Source organism: Pseudomonas sp. H3_A02 (genome assembly GCF_054671965.1).
On the sequence record NZ_CP162807.1, the window covers coordinates 4,651,891 to 4,669,006 of the forward strand.

Annotated in this window: 13 protein-coding genes; all 13 read right to left on the minus strand. The window is 62.7% G+C overall.

Annotated features, from left to right (window positions below):
- Positions 1-68: 68 nt before the first annotated feature.
- The 13 genes from AB4N80_RS20425 to AB4N80_RS20485 all read right to left on the minus strand — a co-directional run bounded on the left by AB4N80_RS20425 (position 69) and on the right by AB4N80_RS20485 (position 17,102).
- A complete protein-coding gene (locus AB4N80_RS20425) occupies positions 69-1,544 on the minus strand; it encodes an efflux transporter outer membrane subunit (protein ID WP_122564635.1) in 1,476 nt (491 codons plus the stop codon).
- On the minus strand, positions 1,541-4,645 hold the full coding sequence (locus AB4N80_RS20430) for an efflux RND transporter permease subunit (protein WP_305470940.1): 3,105 nt from the start codon (positions 4,643-4,645) through the stop codon (positions 1,541-1,543). Before AB4N80_RS20430 ends, AB4N80_RS20425 begins: the two co-directional genes overlap by 4 nt.
- Positions 4,646-4,865: 220 nt before the next feature.
- On the minus strand, positions 4,866-7,961 hold the full coding sequence (locus AB4N80_RS20435; RefSeq protein WP_122564637.1) for an MdtB/MuxB family multidrug efflux RND transporter permease subunit: 3,096 nt from the start codon (positions 7,959-7,961) through the stop codon (positions 4,866-4,868).
- On the minus strand, positions 7,958-9,274 hold the full coding sequence (locus AB4N80_RS20440; RefSeq protein WP_122564638.1) for an MdtA/MuxA family multidrug efflux RND transporter periplasmic adaptor subunit: 1,317 nt from the start codon (positions 9,272-9,274) through the stop codon (positions 7,958-7,960). The genes AB4N80_RS20435 and AB4N80_RS20440 overlap by 4 nt, the downstream gene beginning before the upstream one ends.
- A 191-nt stretch (positions 9,275-9,465) precedes the next feature.
- The gene (gene tpx / locus AB4N80_RS20445) at positions 9,466-9,966 is read right to left on the minus strand and encodes a thiol peroxidase (protein WP_024779993.1); all 501 of its coding nucleotides are present in this window, start codon (positions 9,964-9,966) and stop codon (positions 9,466-9,468) included.
- Between the two features lie 118 nt (positions 9,967-10,084).
- The gene (locus AB4N80_RS20450; RefSeq protein WP_122564639.1) at positions 10,085-10,756 is read right to left on the minus strand and encodes a DUF3313 domain-containing protein; all 672 of its coding nucleotides are present in this window, start codon (positions 10,754-10,756) and stop codon (positions 10,085-10,087) included.
- 92 nt (positions 10,757-10,848) lie between these two features.
- Positions 10,849-11,343, minus strand: a complete 495-nt coding sequence (locus AB4N80_RS20455) for a hypothetical protein (RefSeq protein ID WP_122564640.1) — start codon at positions 11,341-11,343, stop codon at positions 10,849-10,851.
- Positions 11,344-11,440: 97 nt separating this feature from the next.
- Complete coding sequence (locus AB4N80_RS20460) at positions 11,441-11,938, minus strand: GNAT family N-acetyltransferase (protein WP_122564641.1); 498 nt, start codon at positions 11,936-11,938, stop codon at positions 11,441-11,443.
- Between the two features lie 145 nt (positions 11,939-12,083).
- Positions 12,084-13,064 carry a LysR family transcriptional regulator gene (locus AB4N80_RS20465; RefSeq protein ID WP_122564642.1) on the minus strand — a complete coding sequence of 327 codons (981 nt, stop codon included), beginning with the start codon at positions 13,062-13,064 and terminating at the stop codon, positions 12,084-12,086.
- 240 nt (positions 13,065-13,304) lie between these two features.
- Positions 13,305-14,249 carry a peptidylprolyl isomerase gene (locus tag AB4N80_RS20470; RefSeq protein ID WP_122564643.1) on the minus strand — a complete coding sequence of 315 codons (945 nt, stop codon included), beginning with the start codon at positions 14,247-14,249 and terminating at the stop codon, positions 13,305-13,307.
- Entirely contained in the window at positions 14,246-14,725 is a 480-nt protein-coding gene (locus AB4N80_RS20475) for a YbjN domain-containing protein (RefSeq protein WP_122564644.1), read from the minus strand. Before AB4N80_RS20475 ends, AB4N80_RS20470 begins: the two co-directional genes overlap by 4 nt.
- A gap of 22 nt (positions 14,726-14,747) precedes the next feature.
- Complete coding sequence (locus tag AB4N80_RS20480; protein WP_122564645.1) at positions 14,748-15,395, minus strand: DNA repair protein; 648 nt, start codon at positions 15,393-15,395, stop codon at positions 14,748-14,750.
- A 15-nt stretch (positions 15,396-15,410) separates the two neighbouring features.
- Positions 15,411-17,102 carry a putative porin gene (locus tag AB4N80_RS20485; RefSeq protein WP_122564646.1) on the minus strand — a complete coding sequence of 564 codons (1,692 nt, stop codon included), beginning with the start codon at positions 17,100-17,102 and terminating at the stop codon, positions 15,411-15,413.
- Between the last annotated feature and the right edge of the window lie 14 nt (positions 17,103-17,116).

Here is a 17,116-nt window from a genome sequence, read left to right on the forward strand (position 1 = left end):
GTGATGTCGATTGTGCCGCCGCCATCGCGAGCAAGCTCGCTCCCACAGGGAATCACAGCGTTCAGCCGTTATTCACTTGCCTGCAACTGCCCATCCCACCCACCACCCAACGCCGCAATCAACTGTACGCTGGCAATCAAGCGGCTCTGTTGCAGGCTCAGCATGCTGCGTTCGTTGCTCAGCGCGGTGGCCTGGACGGTGACCACGTCGAGGTAGGCGATCAGCCCGGCCTTGTACTGGTTCTGGGTCAGGCGCAGGGATTCCCGGGCGGCGTCCAGGGCTTCCTGGCGCACGCGGGCTTCGTCTTCCAGCACCTTGAGCTGGATCATGTAGTTTTCCACTTCGCGCAAGCCGTCGAGCACGGTCTGGCGATAGGTGGCGACGGTCTGGTCATACGCCGCGACGGTGCGGTCGACTTCCGCCGAACGCTGACCGCCATCGAACAGCGTCATCGCCAATTGCGGCCCTACCGACCAGAAGCGGTTCGGCACGCTCACCCAGTTGTCGTAGGTACTGCTGCTGTAGCCGCCACTGAGGCTCAGGGTCAGGTCCGGGTAATACGCTGCCTTGGCGACACCGATGTTGGCGTTGGCGGCCATCACCGAGCGCTCTGCCGAGGCGATGTCCGGCCGGCGTTCGAGCAGTTGCGACGGCAGCGCCACCGGAATCTGCGGCAGCGACGGAATATCTCCAGTCTCGGCCAGGTTGAACTCGGCCGGTGGCAGGCCGATGAGTACGGCGATGGCGTTTTCGAACTGGGCCCGTTGCCAGATCAGGTCGATCAGGTCGCCCTGGGTGGTCTTGAGCTGGTTCTGCGCCTGGGCCACCGCGTCCTTGCCGGACACCCCGGCGCGGTACTGGTTTTCGGTCATTTTCAGCGAGCGTTGATAGTTATCGACGGTGGTCTGCAACAGGCGCTTCTGTTCATCGATCACCCGCAACTGCAAGTAGTTCTGCACCAGTTCCGATTGCTGGCTCAGACGCATCGCCGCCAGATCGGCGAAACTGGCTTGCGCGCTCGCCTCATCGGCTTCCAGGGTGCGGCGCAACTTGCCCCACACATCGGCCTCCCAGCTGACGCCGGCCTGGGCACTGTAGGTGTCGCGAATGCCGCTGGACGAACTGCTCAAGCTCGAACTGCTGCTGCCGGTGCCCTGGCTGGAGCGCGTCTTGCCAACGGTCAGGTCCACGGTGGGGAAAAAGGCGCCACGGGCATTGCGCACCAGTGCCCGGGCCTGCCGGTACTGGGCTTCGGCCTGGGCCACGGTCTGGTTGGACGCGTTGAGCTTGTCCACCAGGCCATTGAGTTGCGTATCGCCGTAGAGCTCCCACCAGGCGCCCCGGGCCAGCGCATCGCTGGGGTTGGCCTGGCGCCAGCCCTGGGCCTCCTTGTACTGCACCGGGGCGGCCGCCGCGGGACGCTGATAATCCGGGCCGATGGCGCAGGCGCTGAGCATCGCCACGCACAGCGCCAGGCTCAGCGCCCGCGAACCACGGACGGTCGCCAGTGTTGCGGCAAGATTGAAAGGCGAACGGTCGGTCATAGCGGAGTTTCCAGGGCAGCATCAGTGCGCACGCCACGCCAGCGGTTGAAGCGATGGCGCAGCTTGTCGAGATAAAGGTAAACCACCGGCGTGGTGTAGAGCGTCAGCACCTGGCTGAACACCAGCCCACCGATGATGGTCAGGCCCAGCGGCTGGCGCATTTCCGAGCCTTCGGCGGCGCCGAGCAGCAGCGGCAAGGCGCCAAGGATCGCCGCCAGTGTGGTCATCAAAATCGGCCGCAACCGCAGCAGGCAGGCGCTGCGGATCGATTCCAGCGGCGTCTGCCCGGCACGCTCCAATTGCAGCGCCAGATCAATCATCAGGATGGCGTTTTTCTTCACCACGCCGATCAGCAGGAACAGCCCCAACAGCGAGATCAGGCTGAACTCGCTACCCAATGCGTAGATCGACAGTAAGGCGCCGACCCCGGCCGATGGCAAGGTGGACAGGATGGTCAGCGGATGAATGTAGCTTTCATACAGCACCCCCAGCACCAGATACACCGCCAGCAACGCGCCGAGAATCATGAACGGCTGGCTCTTCTGGGTGGCCGCGAACGCGTCGGCGGTGCCGGCCATTTTCGCGATGACATCCTCGGGCATCCCGAGCTTGGTAATCGCCCGCTCGATGGCCGCGGTGCCCTGCTCCACCGTGACACCTTCGGCCATGTCGAAAGAAATACCCTCGGACGCAAACTGGCCTTCATGGCTGACCCGGTCATCCTCCAGGCTGTTCTCGTAATGGGCAATGGCCGACAGCGGCACCCTCGCGCCATCGGCGGTGATCACCTGGACCTGTTCGAGCGTACTCGGGTCCTGGGCGTACTTGGGATTGACCTCCATCACCACCTGGTACTGGTTGAGGCTGTCATAGATGGTGGAAATCTGCCGCTGGCTGTAGGCGTTATTGAGCACCGCGGTGACCATATCCATGTCGATGCCCAAGCGCTTGGCCTGGTCGCGATCCACCACCAACGTCACCTGCTGCGCCCCGCCACCGTCGCGGGCGTCGATGGCAGTCAGCTCCGGCAAGGCCCGGAAGGCCGCCACGACCTTGGGGTACCAAGTGCGCAACGAGGCCAGGTCGGCGCTTTGCAAAATGTAGGAGTACTGCGAAGTGGTCTGTTCGCGACCGCCACCGAACTGCAAATCCTGGTCGGCCATCAACATCAATTGGCCGCCGGGGACCTTGGGCATTTCCTTGCGCAGGCGCTCGATGACTTTCTGCGCGGAAATCCCGCGCTCCTTGATCGGCTTGAGGCGCACCAGCATGAAGGCGTTGTTGGTGCCGTTGTTGCCGCCGATGAAACCGGCGACGCTTTGCACCGCCTCGTCCTTGAGCACGGCACGACGGAAGATCTCCATCTTCGGCTGCATCACGTTGAACGACAGCCCATCGTCGCCACGCACGAAACCGATCAGTTGGCCGGTGTCCTGCTGCGGCATGAAGGTCTTCGGCACCACCACATACAACGCGACGTTCACGCCGATGGTCACCAGCAGGCTCAGCAAGGTCAGGCGCCGATGACGCAGCACCCAGTCCAGGCTGGTGGCGTAGCCACGGACCATCCGCTCATTGAGCCCCTGGCTCCAGCGCTGCAAGCGGTTTTCCTGCCCTGGCAGGTGGGGCTTGAGCCAGCGGGCGCAGAGCATCGGCGTGAGGGTCAGCGAGACCACCAGCGACACCACGATGGACGCCGCCAGGGTGATGGAGAATTCACGGAACAGGCTCTCGATGATGCCGCCCATGAACAGGATCGACAGGAACACCGCCACCAGCGAGACGTTCATCGACAGCAGGGTAAAGCCCACCTCCTCGGCTCCCCGGTACGCCGCCTCCATCGGTGGCACGCCTTCGTCGATGTGCCGGGAAATGTTCTCCAGCACCACGATGGCGTCGTCCACCACCAGCCCGGTCGCCAGGATCAGCGCCATCAGCGACAGGTTGTTCAGGGAAAAACCGTACAGGTACATCACCGCAAACGTGCCCACCAGCGACACCGGCACCGCCAGGGTCGGGATGAGTGAGGCGCGGAAATTGCCGAGGAACAGGAACACCACCAGCACCACCAGGGCCACGGCGATCAGCAAGGTCATTTCCGCTTCATGCAGGGTGGCCTTGATCACCGGCGAGCGGTCCATCGCCAGGTTCAGCTTGACGCTGGCCGGCAGCACCGCCTGCAACGCCGGTAGTTGCGCCTTGATCTCGTTGACCGTCTCGATGATGTTGGCGCCAGCCTGGCGGTTGATCACCAGCAGCACAGCGGCATCGTTGTTGAAGAAACCGCTGTTGTAGCGGTCCTCGACGCTGTCGGTGACTTTCGCCACGTCCTTGAGCCGTAGCACCGAGCCGTCCTGGTAGCGGATGATCAGCGTTTCGTAGTCCTTGGCTTTTTCCAACTGGTCGTTGGCCTGGACCTGCCACATGCGCCGATCATCCTCCACCGAACCCTTGGGCCGGCGCACGTTGCTGTCGGCAATGGCCTTACGCACATCGTCCAGGGCCACGCCGTACTGATTAAGCAACTGTGGCTCCAGCTCGATACGCACCGCCGGCAACGAGCTGCCACCGATCTGCACCTCGCCTACGCCCGACACCTGGGACAGGCTCTGGGACAGGATGGTCGACGCCAGGTCGTAGAGCTGGCCTTTTTCCAACACATCCGAGGTCAGCGACAGCACCATGATCGGCGCCTGGGACGGGTTGACCTTCTTGTAGGTGGGCATGCTGCGCATGCCGCTGGGCAACAGGTTGCGCGACGCATTGATGGCCGCCTGCACTTCCCGGGCGGCGCCGTTGATGTCGCGGTCCAGGTCGAATTGCAGGATGACCCGCGTAGAACCCTGGCTGGAACGGCTGCTCATGGTATTGACCCCGGCGATAGCGCCGAAGGAACGCTCCAGCGGCGTTGCCACCGTCGATGCCATCACCTCGGGGCTGGCCCCTGGCAAGTTGGCCTGGACCACGATCACCGGGAAGTCCATTTGCGGCAGGGGCGAAACCGGCAGCAGGCCGAAACACACGCCACCGAGGAGCATGATGGCGAAGCTCAGGAGCATGGTCGCTACCGGGCGGCGGATGAACGGGCCGGAGAGGTTCATAAACGGCTGCCCCAGGCTTCAGGCGACAAACGATAAAGGCTTTTGTGGCGAGGGAGCTGGCTCCCGCTATGTGGGAGCAAGGCTTGCCCGCGATGGACGCGATGCGGTCTTGCAGAATCGAGGCGCCTGTTTCGCGAGCAAGCTTTGCTCCCACAGCCCAGCGGGAGCAAGCTCCCTCGCCACAGAAAGCCCTCATGCTCCGGGATTCCGGGCGCCGCCATCATACCCCCACCTCTTTCGCATCCGGCCTGGCGAACCGCCGCCCCAGTCGATCGAAGTACAGGTAGATCACCGGCGTGGTGAACAACGTCAAGACCTGGCTCACCAACAACCCGCCCACCATCACCAAGCCGAGGGGCTGGCGCAGTTCGGCGCCGGAACCGGTGGCGAGCATCAGCGGCACCGCGCCGAACAAGGCCGCCAGGGTGGTCATCAGGATCGGCCGGAAACGCAGCAACGCCGCCTGGTAGATCGCCGTCTGTGGGTCCATGCCCTGGTTGCGCTCGGCGTCGAGGGCGAAGTCGATCATCATGATCGCGTTCTTCTTGACAATGCCGATCAACAGGATGATGCCGATGATCGCGATCATGCCCAGGTCATTGCCGCTGAGGATCAACGCCAGCAAGGCGCCGATGGCCGCCGAGGGCAAGGTGGAAAGGATGGTGATCGGGTGGATGTAACTCTCGTACAGCACGCCCAGGACGATGTACATGGTCACCACCGCCGCGAGGATCAGCAGCAAGGTACTCGACAACGACGCCTGGAACGCCTGGGCCGCACCCTGGAATTCGGTCTGCACACCCACCGGCATGCCAATGTCCTGCTGGACCTTTTCGATCACCTCCACCGCATGCCCCAAGGCCACGCCCGGCGCCAGGTTGAACGACATCATCACCGCTGGAAACTGGCCGATGTGGGCAATCGCCAGTTGTGCCTGGCGCTCTTCGACCCGGGCCAGGCTCGACAACCGTACCTGCCCGCCATCGGTGGTCTTGACGTGGATCTGGTCCAGCGCCTGCGGCCCGAGCCGTTCCCCGGCCTGGGCCTGCAATACCACGCGGTACTGGCTGGCCTGGGTGTAGATGGTAGAAATCTGCCGCTGACCGAAAGCGTCATACAGCGCATCGGTGATGTTCGACACCGAGACGCCCAGGCGTGAAGCCGCGTCGCGATCGATCACCAGGTAGACCTGCAAGCCCTTGTCCTGCAGGTCGCTGGCCACGTCGGTCAGTTCCGGTTGGCGGCCCAGGGCCTCGACCAGGCGCCCACTCCAGAGGCTGAGCAATTCGGCGTCCGGCGATGACAGGCTGAACTGGTATTGGGTACGGCTGACCCTGTCTTCGATGGTCAGGTCCTGCACCGGCTGCATGAACAGGCGAATGCCCACCAGTCGATCCAGCTGTGGCTGCAAGCGGGCAATGATATCGGTGGCGCTGTCATCCCGTTCGCTGTGGGGCTTGAGGTTGATCAGCAGGCGCCCACTATTGAGCGTGGCGTTGTCGCCGTCCACGCCGATGTAGGACGACAGGCTCTGCACCGCCGGGTCGGCGAGGATCACCTTGGCCAGTTGCTGCTGACGCTCGCTCATGGCAGCAAAGGAGATCGATTGCGGTGCCTCGGAAATGCCCTGGATCACCCCGGTGTCCTGCACCGGGAAAAAGCCCTTGGGCACGGCCAGGTACAGCACCACCGTCAGCACCAGGCTGCCCACCGCCACCAGCAAGGTCAGCGGCTGATGCTTGAGCACCCACTGCAACTTGCGCCCATAGGCGGCGATCAGCCAGTCGATCCAGGCGCCGCTGGCACGGTAGAAACGGCCCTGCTCGGCCTCCTTGGGCTCACGCTTGAGCAAGCGGGCGCACATCATCGGCGTCAGGGTCAGGGACACCACCAGGGAAATCAGGATCGCCACCGCAAGCGTGATGGCGAATTCGCGGAACAAGCGCCCGACCACATCGGCCATGAACAACAGCGGGATCAGCACGGCGATCAGCGACAGCGTCAGGGAAATCAGCGTGAAACCGATCTGCTTCGCGCCCTTTAGCGCGGCCTGCAACGGGCTGTCGCCCTCCTCGATGAAGCGGGCGATGTTCTCCAGCATGACGATGGCGTCGTCCACCACGAAACCGGTGGCGATGGTCAGGGCCATCAGGGTCAGGTTATTGATGGAGAAACCAGCCAGGTACATCACGCCGAAGGTGCCGATCAGCGACAACGGCACGGCCACCGACGGGATGATCGTGGCACTGACGCGACGCAGGAACAGGAATGTCACCATGACCACCAGGGCGATGGCGATCAGCAACTCGTGCTGCACGTCGGTGACCGAGGCGCGGATGGTTTGGGTGCGGTCGGTCAGCACGGTGACGTCCAGGCCGGCCGGCAGGTTATCGGTGATGCTCGGCAGCAGGGCCTTGATCCGGTCCACCACCTCGATGACATTGGCCCCCGGCTGGCGCTGGATGTTCAGCAGCACGGCCTGGTTTTCGTTGGCCCAGGCGGCAAGGCGTTCGTTTTCGGCCCCGTCGACGATCTGCGCCACGTCCTTGAGCCGCAACGGCGCGCCATTGGCGTAGGCCAGGATCAGCTCGGCGTAGTCCTTGGGCGAGGTCAACTGGTCGTTGGCGTCGAGCATCGAGACCCGGGTCGGGCCGTCGAAGTTGCCCTTGGGCTGGTTGACGTTGGAGGCACCGATCAACGTGCGCACATCCGCCAGGTTCAGGCCGTTGGCCGCCAGGGCCTCGGGGTTGACCTTGATTCGCACGGCCTGGCGCTGGCCACCGGCGATGGTGACCATGCCGACGCCGCTGATCTGGGCGATTTTCTGCGCCATGCGGGTGTCCACCAAGTCATTGAGCTTGGGCAGCAGCATGGTCTTGGAGGTGATCGCCAGGGTCAGCACCGGGGTGTCGGCCGGGTTGACCTTGTTGTACACCGGCGGCGCCGGCAGGTCCGTGGGCAGCAGGTTGGTGGCGGCATTGATCGCGGCCTGCACCTGTTGCTCGGCAACGTCCATGTTGATGTCGAGGTTGAAGCGCAGGGTAATCACCGACGCGCCGCCGGAACTGGTGGAGGCCATTTGCGTCAGGCCCGGCATCTGCCCGAACTGCCGCTCCAGGGGCGCGGTGACCGCACTGGTCATCACATCGGGACTGGCGCCCGGGTACAGGGTCATCACGCGGATGGTCGGGTAGTCGACCTGGGGCAATGCCGACACCGGCAGCAACCGGTAAGCGATCAGGCCGGCGAGGATGATCGCCAGCATGCTCAGGGTAGTGGCGACCGGGCGAAGGATGAACAGCCGCGAGATATTCATGCGCCGCCCTTGTTCGCCTTGTCGGCCGTGGCCGGCTCAGCAGGCGCCGCCGCGGACTTGCCCTGCAGGTGCTCGGTCGGCGTGGTGGGCACGTCCTGGCTGTCGTTGACCACTTCCACTTCACTGCCTTCCTTCAAACGATCGGTGCCTTCGAGCACCACCCGATCGCCAGCGACCAGGCCTTCGGTGACCACGGTGTTCGCACCGTCGCTGGCACCGATCTTCAGCTTCTTGATGGTGACCTTCTTGTCGCCCTCCAAGGCGTAGACAAAGGTGCCATTGGTGCCGAACTGGATGGCCGCCGTCGGCGCCAGGACCACGCCTTTGAGAGTGTCGGCCAGCAGGTGGACATTGACGAACTGGTTGGGGAACAGCGACTGGTCGCGGTTGTCGTAGCGTGCCTTGAACTTCAAGGTGCCGGTGGTGACATCGATCTGGTTGTCCAAGCTTTGCAACACACCGCTGGCCTGGAGTTTCACGTCGCCCCGGTCCCAGGCTTCGACGGGCAGCTTCGCCCCGCTGCGATAACGGGCGAGCACCGTATCGAGGTTGTTCTCCGGCAAGGTGAACACGACGCTGATGGGTTGGGTCTGGGTGATGACCGCCAGGGCCGTGGTGTCGTTGGCCGCCACCAGGTTGCCGATGTCCAGTTGCCGCAAGCCTACGCGGCCGGCAATCGGCGCGCGGATCTTGGTGAATTCCAGGTTGAGCTTGGCGTCGTTGACCGCCGCCTGATTGGTCTTGACCGTGCCCTGGTACTGGCCCACCAGCGCGGCTGCAGTGTCGAGGGTCTGCTTGGCAATACTGTCTTCGGCGTACAGGCCGCGATAGCGCTCAAGGTCGACCTGGGCATTTTTCAGTTGGGCCTGGTTCTGCAACAACGTGCCTTCGGCCTGGAGCAAGGCGTTCTGGTACGGGCGTGGGTCGATCTCGGCCAGCAAGTCCCCGGCCTTGACCATTTGCCCCTCTTCGAAGGCGATCTTGACCAACTCGCCACCCACGCGGCTGCGCACGTTGATGGTGTTGAGGGCCGTGACCGTACCCAGCGCCTTGAAGTACAGCGGGAAATCCCCGGTCACCGCCGGCGCCACCCGCACCGGGATTGGCCCCGTCGCCCCGCCGAACCCTGGTCGCATGCCACCGGAGCGGCCCACGTGCCCCGCCGCAGCCTTGTCCCCTGCCCCAGGTTTCTGGGCCGAGCCACCGGGCCAGAATTTCCAGGCCAGCGCCGCAACGACCAGCAGGACGAACAGGCCGAACAGCCAGCGACGGGAATTGCGGGAAACAGAGGATTGCATGGAGTGATCAACCATTGGGCGCGTGAACTTCTTTTACGGGAGGCTGAACGATAAGCACTGGCGGGTATTTAGCAAAGCGCCTTTACCGGCAATTTACGTTGGGCTTACCTTTCGAATAGACAGCTAAGGCCTTGAAGCACAAAAGAAAACGGCCTGGACAAGGCCAGGCCGTTAACAATTGTAATAAATACCTTATTTCATGCTATTTATTTCAGAACAGCCAGGGCCGCGTCGTAGTTCGGCTCTTCAGCGATTTCCTTGACCAGCTCGCTGTGCAGCACGGTGTCGTTTTCGTCCAGCACCACTACGGCACGGGCGGTCAGGCCTTTCAGTGGGCCGTCGGCAATCGCCACGCCGTAGTTCTGAATGAATTCGGCGCCGCGCAGGGTGGACAGGTTCTGGACGTTTTCCAGGCCTTCGGCACCGCAGAAACGCGCCTGGGCAAATGGCAGGTCGGCGGAGATGCACAGCACCACGGTGTTGTTCAGCTCGTTGGCCTGGGCATTGAACTTGCGCACGGAGGTGGCGCAGGTCGGTGTGTCGACGCTCGGGAAAATGTTCAGCACTTTGCGCTTGCCGGCGAAGTCCTTCAGGGAAACGTCCGACAGATTGCCGGCAACCAGGGAAAAGGCTGGCGCCTTGGAACCGGCTTGTGGCAACTGGCCGTTGACTTGGACCGGGTTGCCTTTGAGGGTGACTTGAGCCATGAACGGATTCCTTCTGACAGTTTGAAAATGGTGAGGCCGGAGTTAACCACGAAATACGCCTGCGACCTATGGCCGGACATAAAAAGTCATGGCATCGACACCCCGGCGACGGCGCTGGCTATTTGGCCTTGAGCTGCAGAAACGACTGATGCAGATCCGACGCCCAGCCATCGATGACCCCTTTGACGTCATCGGGCTTCATGACCTGGGATTCGTTGGACAGTGGCTTGCCCGTGCCCTTGCGCACCACCTGGGCGACCACCGAGTTATTGCCACCGTCGAGAAAAACCGCTTCGGTGCCCAGGGTGGTTTCCTGGTCGCGAATACCGCTGGCGGTGCTGACAGCGGCCGCCACCAGCGCAATCGGAACCACCTCATAAGGTTTCAAGCCTTCGGTCTTGCTACTGACGGCAGTGATCGCCGCCCGTATCACCAGTACACCCGGCCCTGGAGCGGTCGCCAGGGGCAAGGATTTCCCGGCTTCCCGCATGAGGGCCTGATCGTAATAGGCGGTGATACCCGACAGCGTGGCCTGGGGGATCTTCACGGTCGCCTGCGGCTTGGGATAAAGCTGCGTCGGCTCGACATAGAGGCTGGTGTATTTGTCCAGGTCAATCTTCGGATCGACCCAACGCATGACCTCGGCCCCCGACGGCGACTTCTCTTCCTTGAGGCGGCTGTAATCGCCCAGGAATCCGGAATATTCATCCGGCTGGGTGACTTTGCTCGAACACCCCGTCAAGGCGAGCGAGGCCATGCAAACAAAGCCGATCATCGACGAAAACTTCATGCTGTCACTCCTGTAAGCCACACGAGGCGGGGCCGGAACTACAGGTATAGCCAATGGACAGGTTTTTGCCTGCCCTGAAAAGAACAAGTGATTCAGCCGCGCTCGCGGGGTATCAGGCTCTGTAATTGTTGTGCGAGGAAGTTTGCATCGAAGGCAAACGTGTCGGGGTCCTTCAACCCATTGGTCCGGCGCCATTGCCATTGCGTCGAGGGCGGCTGGCACACCAGGGAAATACTGCCGTGACGGGTCGCGGTCAGGCCGATGATCGACAAAGAAACCAGTCCGCCCGCGCCCATCACATCCGGCACGAACTCCACCGGTTTACCGGTAATGGCCAAGGTCAGTTTTTCGGTCTTGAAAGCGGATGTTTCTACCGGAACGTTCGAGCCGTGGGCCACATATGTCTCACGGCTCAGTTCCAGCAGGCCGAGCGTCATGACGGGCGCCAGCCATTGCTCGATTTGCCCGTACAGCGCCTTGATCTGCTCTGCCCAAACCGCCGACTGGGCCTGGTGCAGTTGTTTCTTGTGCGCTTCGCTGTCGGCGTAGTGACGAAGCATCTCGCCCAATTGCTGTACATCATCCATGGGCCGTTCCTCGATTAGGGAGTACTGCGAAGCTGGATGATGACAGGTCCAGGACGCCGGCGTACGTAAAAGCCACTTTGTCTGCGTGGCTGACCTCTCAGCGCAGCCGCGCCATGGCGAGGGTGTCCACCCAACGTCCGTCACGCACGGCATAGTCGCGCATCAGGCCTTCGGTTTCGAAGCCGAACTTGCGGTACAGCCCAATGGCCGCTTCGTTGTCGGCGTACACCGTCAGTTCGACCCGGCGCAGGTTCATCCAGTTGTCCGCAACGTCCAGCGCCGCGGCCAGCAGCCTCGACCCCACGCCTTTACCCTGCCAGGCGACAGCCACGCCCATGCCGAGGTTGCCGCAATGGGCCCGACGCACCCGCGAAAATTGCTCCAGCCCCAGGTTGCCGATGACTTCACCCGCGTGCAGGGCCACCAGTTTCAGCAAGCGCTCGTCATCCGTCGCCAGACGCTTGCGCCAGGTTTCGGTGGACTGAAAAGGCATTTGCAACACCTGGCGAGTCACCGCCGGGTCGTTGTAGAGCGCGGTGACACCGGCGATGTGGGCTTCAGTGAAGCGTGCTAGGGTGATCGAAGACTCGGACATAGGGCTCCTTCCTGGAGGCGCGACAAGGCCGAGCACTATAAGCCGCGTCAAGCTGTGGGGGAAACCTGTGGGGCAGTGGTTTTGATACCGAATGTGCTGGCCTCATCGCGAGCAAGCTCGCTCCCACAGGGTTATGGTGATGCAACTAGGTCTGGAACCAATCCCGGCGCTCATCCAGTGTGTGGTGGATCAGCTCACGCAGCATCTGCACCTCTGGCGAACCTTCGGCCAGGGCATTGACGGCCATCCACAAGTGCCGCTGCATCGACAGGCTGAACACTTGCGGCAACGCCACCAGGCCTCGATCGAAGCGGCTCATGTATTGCGGCAACAGACCGATGCAGGCGCTGCAGCGAATCATTTCCAGCATCAATTCGTAGGATTGCACCTGCACCACACCGGCCCGGCGTTGCTCTATCAGCGCGTTCCACGGTGCGAAGCCGTCCACGTGTCGGTCCGCCTGCCATTGCACCAGCATGTAGTCGTTCAGGTCGTCCAGGCAGTCTGGGCGCGTGGCCGGTCGTGAGTAACGTTTGGCGATGTGCGGCACATAGTCCAGCCGCGCCAATCGATCTGCGGGCAACGTGGCAAAGCTCGGCCCCGGCACCGACGCATGGGCATCGCTCAACCACAGCACCAGGTCGGCGCTGACGGCTTGCAGCGCCAGTTCGCTGTCCAGGGTGATGATCTGCAGTCGCACGCTGGCGTTGCGTCGCAGCAACGAAATCAGGTCGCGCCCGAGGATGTCATGCAGAATCGACTCGGCCACGGCCAGGCGAATCAAGGGCTGATCGTTCAAGGGCGGCGCGCTTTCGTGGGCCAGGCTGATCAAGCGCGCCTGCAACTGCCGGCCTTCGCGACTGAGGGTCAAGGCGCTGCCCTGGAAGCTGAACAGCGAACGTTGCAACCGCGCCTCCAACTGCGCCAACTGCTTGCGCAGCCAGGTCGCCTTGACGTTGAGGCTGCGTGCCGCTTGCATGAAACAGCCGCAACGAGCACTGACCAGGAAACACTGCGCCACCTGCGGCTCGATACCACCGGCCATGGCCAGCCACGGGTCGGGGGCACGCAACGGGGTGCGGTATGCGGTGACAGCCTGGCGTCCTGCGGGCTCGATAAAGGTCATGGGTGACTCCCTGTCGGTTGTACGAATACTTGGGGCTGCGCGGCGTTCCAGATACAGCGCTGCTCCCTATGGCGAAGGGATTCATCTGTGGGAGCAAAGCTTGCCCGCGATGAAGATGACGCGGTCTCCCTGGGAACCGAGGCGTTTGCATCGCGAGCAAGCTTTGCTCCCACAGATAAATCCCCTCGCCATAAAAGGTGTCATCTCACAAAGGTGTTCACCTCAAAAAAAATGCCGCGGTTAAAGCCCCTCCTCCAACACCTTGCTCAACTGCGCGCCATCGATGCTCAACGTTGCCGTGTCGAGCATGCCGTCCAGGTACGCCTTGGCGATCTGTTCCTGGCGCTGGGCACGCAGGGCCTGGGTCAGGCGCTCGCGGACTTCGTCCAGGGTCGCCTCTCGGGCCGGTTGTTGTTCGGTGAGCTTGATGACATGGAACCCTGCCGGGCTTTGCACCGGGTCCGACACCGCGCCGACCTTCAAGCGTGCCACCGCCTCACGCACGGGCGGAACCAATTGCTGCAGCGGCTGGAAACCGCTGTCACCGCCGCGCTCGGCACTGGTGCGGTCCTGGGAAAAACGACTGGCCAGGGCACCGAACTCAGCGGGCGACGCCTGGGCCTTTTTACTCAATTCCAGCGCTTGCCGGCGCACCGCCTCCACGGTTTGCGGCTCGGTGGCCGCCAGGAAAATCTGGCTGACCCGGTACAGCGCCGGCGCGGTCCAGTTGGCTTTGCCGGCGTCGTAAGCCTGCTTCAACTCGTCTTCACTGGGATACCCGGCCGGCACCTGGCTGACCGATTGCAAATAGTCGCGAAACACGATCTGCTCAGCCGCCGCTCGTGTTTGCCGCTCCACCTCGGGCCGCTGACGCCAACCCTGGGCATCGGCCTGCTCCAACACGGCTTTTTCCGCCAGGCGGGTACGGATCCAGCCCTCCAGCGCAGCCCGGTTGCCACGCATTTGCTGGCGTACCTCTGGGGCCAGTGCGGCCAGCAAGGTCTTGAGCTCTTCGGGGCTGACCTGCTGGTTGCCCAATCGGGCCAAGCTCGGCGAGTCGGCCGCAACAACGCTGGCGGTCTGCACCGCGGCGACCGGATCGCTGCCCGGCCGCAGGCCCAGCACCAGCGCCACGGCGATCAGGCCCAGCGCTGCGGCACTGATGACGAAGGTCGGCTTTTTCACGATGCGACGGCCTCCTCCAAGGGCGCCTCAACAGGCTCGGCCGGGGTTTGCACCCGCGCCGCGTTCTGGCTGTATTCACGCAGGTAGACAATGAACTCCTGCAACAGTCGATCCCACAGTTCCAGATTGCTGCGCAGATGATCGGCACTCACGCCCGCCGCAACCACCACGTCCATTTCCATCACCAGGAATTCGCCTTGCAGCGACAGCCGGGCAAAGCGCCGCGAAGCGTTCCACAGTTCTGCCAACCCGGCCGGCAACTCGCCCTGTACCCGCAAGGCACAGCTGAAGGTGAAGTCCAGGTATTCCCCCGCCGTCGCCGCAGGATTGCCGAAACGCACAGCAAAACCGATGCCCTGGCTGGCGCTGAGCAGTTGCACGATACCGTTCTGCTCGGTTTCGTTGACCCGATAACCCGCGGCCTGCAACAACTCGGTCAGGGATTTTGCACCGACGTTTTCAATCATTGAGGTCATGTTCGATTCTTCCTTGTTCTATTCAGTGAGTGATCGAGGCCTGGGGCGCATCGAAACGGTTCTTGTAGAGATCATCGCCAAACCCTTGGGCCAGCTCTTCGAAACGCACCCGGGCCTTGGCCGCGAACGGCTGGCGGATCTTCATGATGTCGGTCACATCGATGGTTTCGTAGGCATGCAGCAGCGTCTTGGCGACTTCGTACATCTGCTGATTCTTGACCGAACATTGCTGCACTTGTGTGTCACGCTCGCTCAATTGCGCTTCCAAACGCGCCCGCTCGGTCTCTTTGCCACGGGCCAGGGTCAACAACTCCTCGTAGGCTTTCTTGAACTTGCCGACCTGCTCGTTGCTGGCCGCCACCTGGGCCTGGGCCTGGCTTTGCAGGCTTTGCTGATGCCCGGCCAGTTGCTCGTTCAGGGCCTGGGCCTTGCTCAGTTGCGCGGTCAATTGCTTGATCTGCGCCTGGGCCTCCTTGGCCTGACTCTCCGCCGCCTGCCGGGCAGCGCTGGCCTGGGCCTGCTCGCTTTGCAGGGCTTGCAACTGCGCGGTGGTGCTACGCAGTTGCGCCCGCAGCCGCTCTTCCAGGCCTTCGCCGTGGGCCATGCCACTGAGCAGCAGGCCCAATATCAACAAAGCACTTGGGCATGGGTATTTGGCTCGCCTTTGCATGGGGCCTCCTTGCGCTTAGAAGCGCGTGTTGATTTCAAGCTGCAAGACATCGATGTCGTACGGCGCGCCGTACACCGCTTCGGAACTCAACCAGCGACCGGTGGCGAAGACGTTGCTCGCCAAGCCATAGTTGCCGCCCAGGAAATACCCCTTGGCGTTGGTGCCACCCAGATGGAATGACGAATCGTTGAAGCCGTCCGGCAAGGCGTCCGGCTGGATGTACTTGTAGCCGGCAAACAGGTTCCAGTCGCCTTCGCGCTTGAGTTCCAGGGAGTTGCCAAGGGTGAACTGGAGCATCCAGGCGTTGGCACCGCTTTCCACCTCGCCATCGCTGTCCAGGTTGTTGGCGAACTGCCCCGCGGAGCGCTTGCGCATCTCGCCTTCGTCGTAGCCCAGGTTGTGAACATAATGGGCCTGGCTGCGCAGCTTCAGGTCTTCAGGCAAATCGGTGTCCCACGCGAAGTTCAGGTCCAGCAGGTTGAACTCCGAGGCCAGGCCGACGAATTGCGGCTGTGGCGTGGTGGACGGGTTGAGGGGGTTGGGCGTGATGTCGCGCAACAGGAACACCGTGTTGCCCTTCTGCATGAACGCCACCCGCGTACCGTCGCTGTCGCAACCTGGATCACCGGCCCAGGGCTGACACGGCGAAGAACGCTGGCCTTCGATGTCGTCGAAGCGGTAATAGGCCATCGCCCCCTTGATCCGGTTGCTGTCGTTGATGGCCCAGTTGGCCCCCAGTTGCGCACCGTACAGCCACTTGTTCTCGCTCTCTTCCTTGTCACTGCCGTTGCTGGTGCTGGTGTCGTTGGTGTACTCCACCGGGAAGGCACCGACAGTACCGAAGACGCCCCAGTCCTGGTTGAGCTTTTGGTTGAAATTCGCCGCCACGCCATCGAAGTTCAGGTCACCGGAATACAACAGGTCGGTGGAGAAAAACGGGTTGGCGAAACGCCCGCCCGTCAGGGTCAATTCGTCCGAGGGCTTCCAGGTCAAGTAGCCCTGGTCGAGCCAGATGTCTTTCTTGCCAAAGCCGCCACCGAGGGTCTGAGTGGTGGACACCGGGTTGTTGTCCGAGCCGGTGCCGATGCGGATGCCCGCCGTCCATTGCGGGGCAATCACGGCCTTCATGCCCAGGCGGGCGCGCAGGCGGAACAGGTTTTCCCGGTCTTCGCGGGTATTGAGCAACGGCGGTAGGCTGGAACTGCTGTTGGGGTTGACATCGTAAGGCCCCTTGTCATTGAGTCGGGCGAAGTCGACGATTTCGTTGCTATTGGTGCCTGAGTAATAGCGCGACTCATCCCGCAGGCGAATGTCACCATCAAAACTGATGCGCGAGACCCAATCCGGGAAGGTATTGGGCTGGGCCCAGTTTTCCTGCTTGGCGGTGGCCATGACTTCGGCCTTGACCTGGTCGCGGATCTGCTCACGCACGATGTTCGGCACGTATTGCACCCGCACGTCCCCCGGTGCCCCGGCGGGCGCTGCGGCAACCGCCGTGGCGGCCTGGCGGGCCTGCACGGCTTCCCGCTCGGCCTGGGCGATCAGGCCGTCGGCCTGGTCCTGCTTCAACACGCCCTGCTGCACCAGCAGGCGGATCAGATTGATCGTGGCGTTTTCCGAAGGCGCCGGGGCCGCGGCCGCGTGTCCGGCCAGGCTCAGGACTACCAGGCCGATCGCCCACGACAATCGATTCACATTGGAAATCATCTGCACACAACTCC

Coding starts and splice junctions, on each gene's coding strand:
- AB4N80_RS20465 (WP_122564642.1), bottom strand. CDS start 13,064: ATGACCTTTATCGAGCCCGCAGGACGCCAGGCTGTCACCGCATACCGC.
- AB4N80_RS20475 (WP_122564644.1), bottom strand. CDS start 14,725: ATGACCTCAATGATTGAAAACGTCGGTGCAAAATCCCTGACCGAGTTG.
- AB4N80_RS20425 (WP_122564635.1), bottom strand. CDS start 1,544: ATGACCGACCGTTCGCCTTTCAATCTTGCCGCAACACTGGCGACCGTC.
- AB4N80_RS20455 (WP_122564640.1), bottom strand. CDS start 11,343: ATGGATGATGTACAGCAATTGGGCGAGATGCTTCGTCACTACGCCGAC.
- AB4N80_RS20485 (WP_122564646.1), bottom strand. CDS start 17,102: ATGATTTCCAATGTGAATCGATTGTCGTGGGCGATCGGCCTGGTAGTC.
- AB4N80_RS20450 (WP_122564639.1), bottom strand. CDS start 10,756: ATGAAGTTTTCGTCGATGATCGGCTTTGTTTGCATGGCCTCGCTCGCC.
- AB4N80_RS20460 (WP_122564641.1), bottom strand. CDS start 11,938: ATGTCCGAGTCTTCGATCACCCTAGCACGCTTCACTGAAGCCCACATC.
- tpx (WP_024779993.1), bottom strand. CDS start 9,966: ATGGCTCAAGTCACCCTCAAAGGCAACCCGGTCCAAGTCAACGGCCAG.
- AB4N80_RS20440 (WP_122564638.1), bottom strand. CDS start 9,274: ATGGTTGATCACTCCATGCAATCCTCTGTTTCCCGCAATTCCCGTCGC.
- AB4N80_RS20480 (WP_122564645.1), bottom strand. CDS start 15,395: ATGCAAAGGCGAGCCAAATACCCATGCCCAAGTGCTTTGTTGATATTG.
- AB4N80_RS20435 (WP_122564637.1), bottom strand. CDS start 7,961: ATGAATATCTCGCGGCTGTTCATCCTTCGCCCGGTCGCCACTACCCTG.
- AB4N80_RS20430 (WP_305470940.1), bottom strand. CDS start 4,645: ATGAACCTCTCCGGCCCGTTCATCCGCCGCCCGGTAGCGACCATGCTC.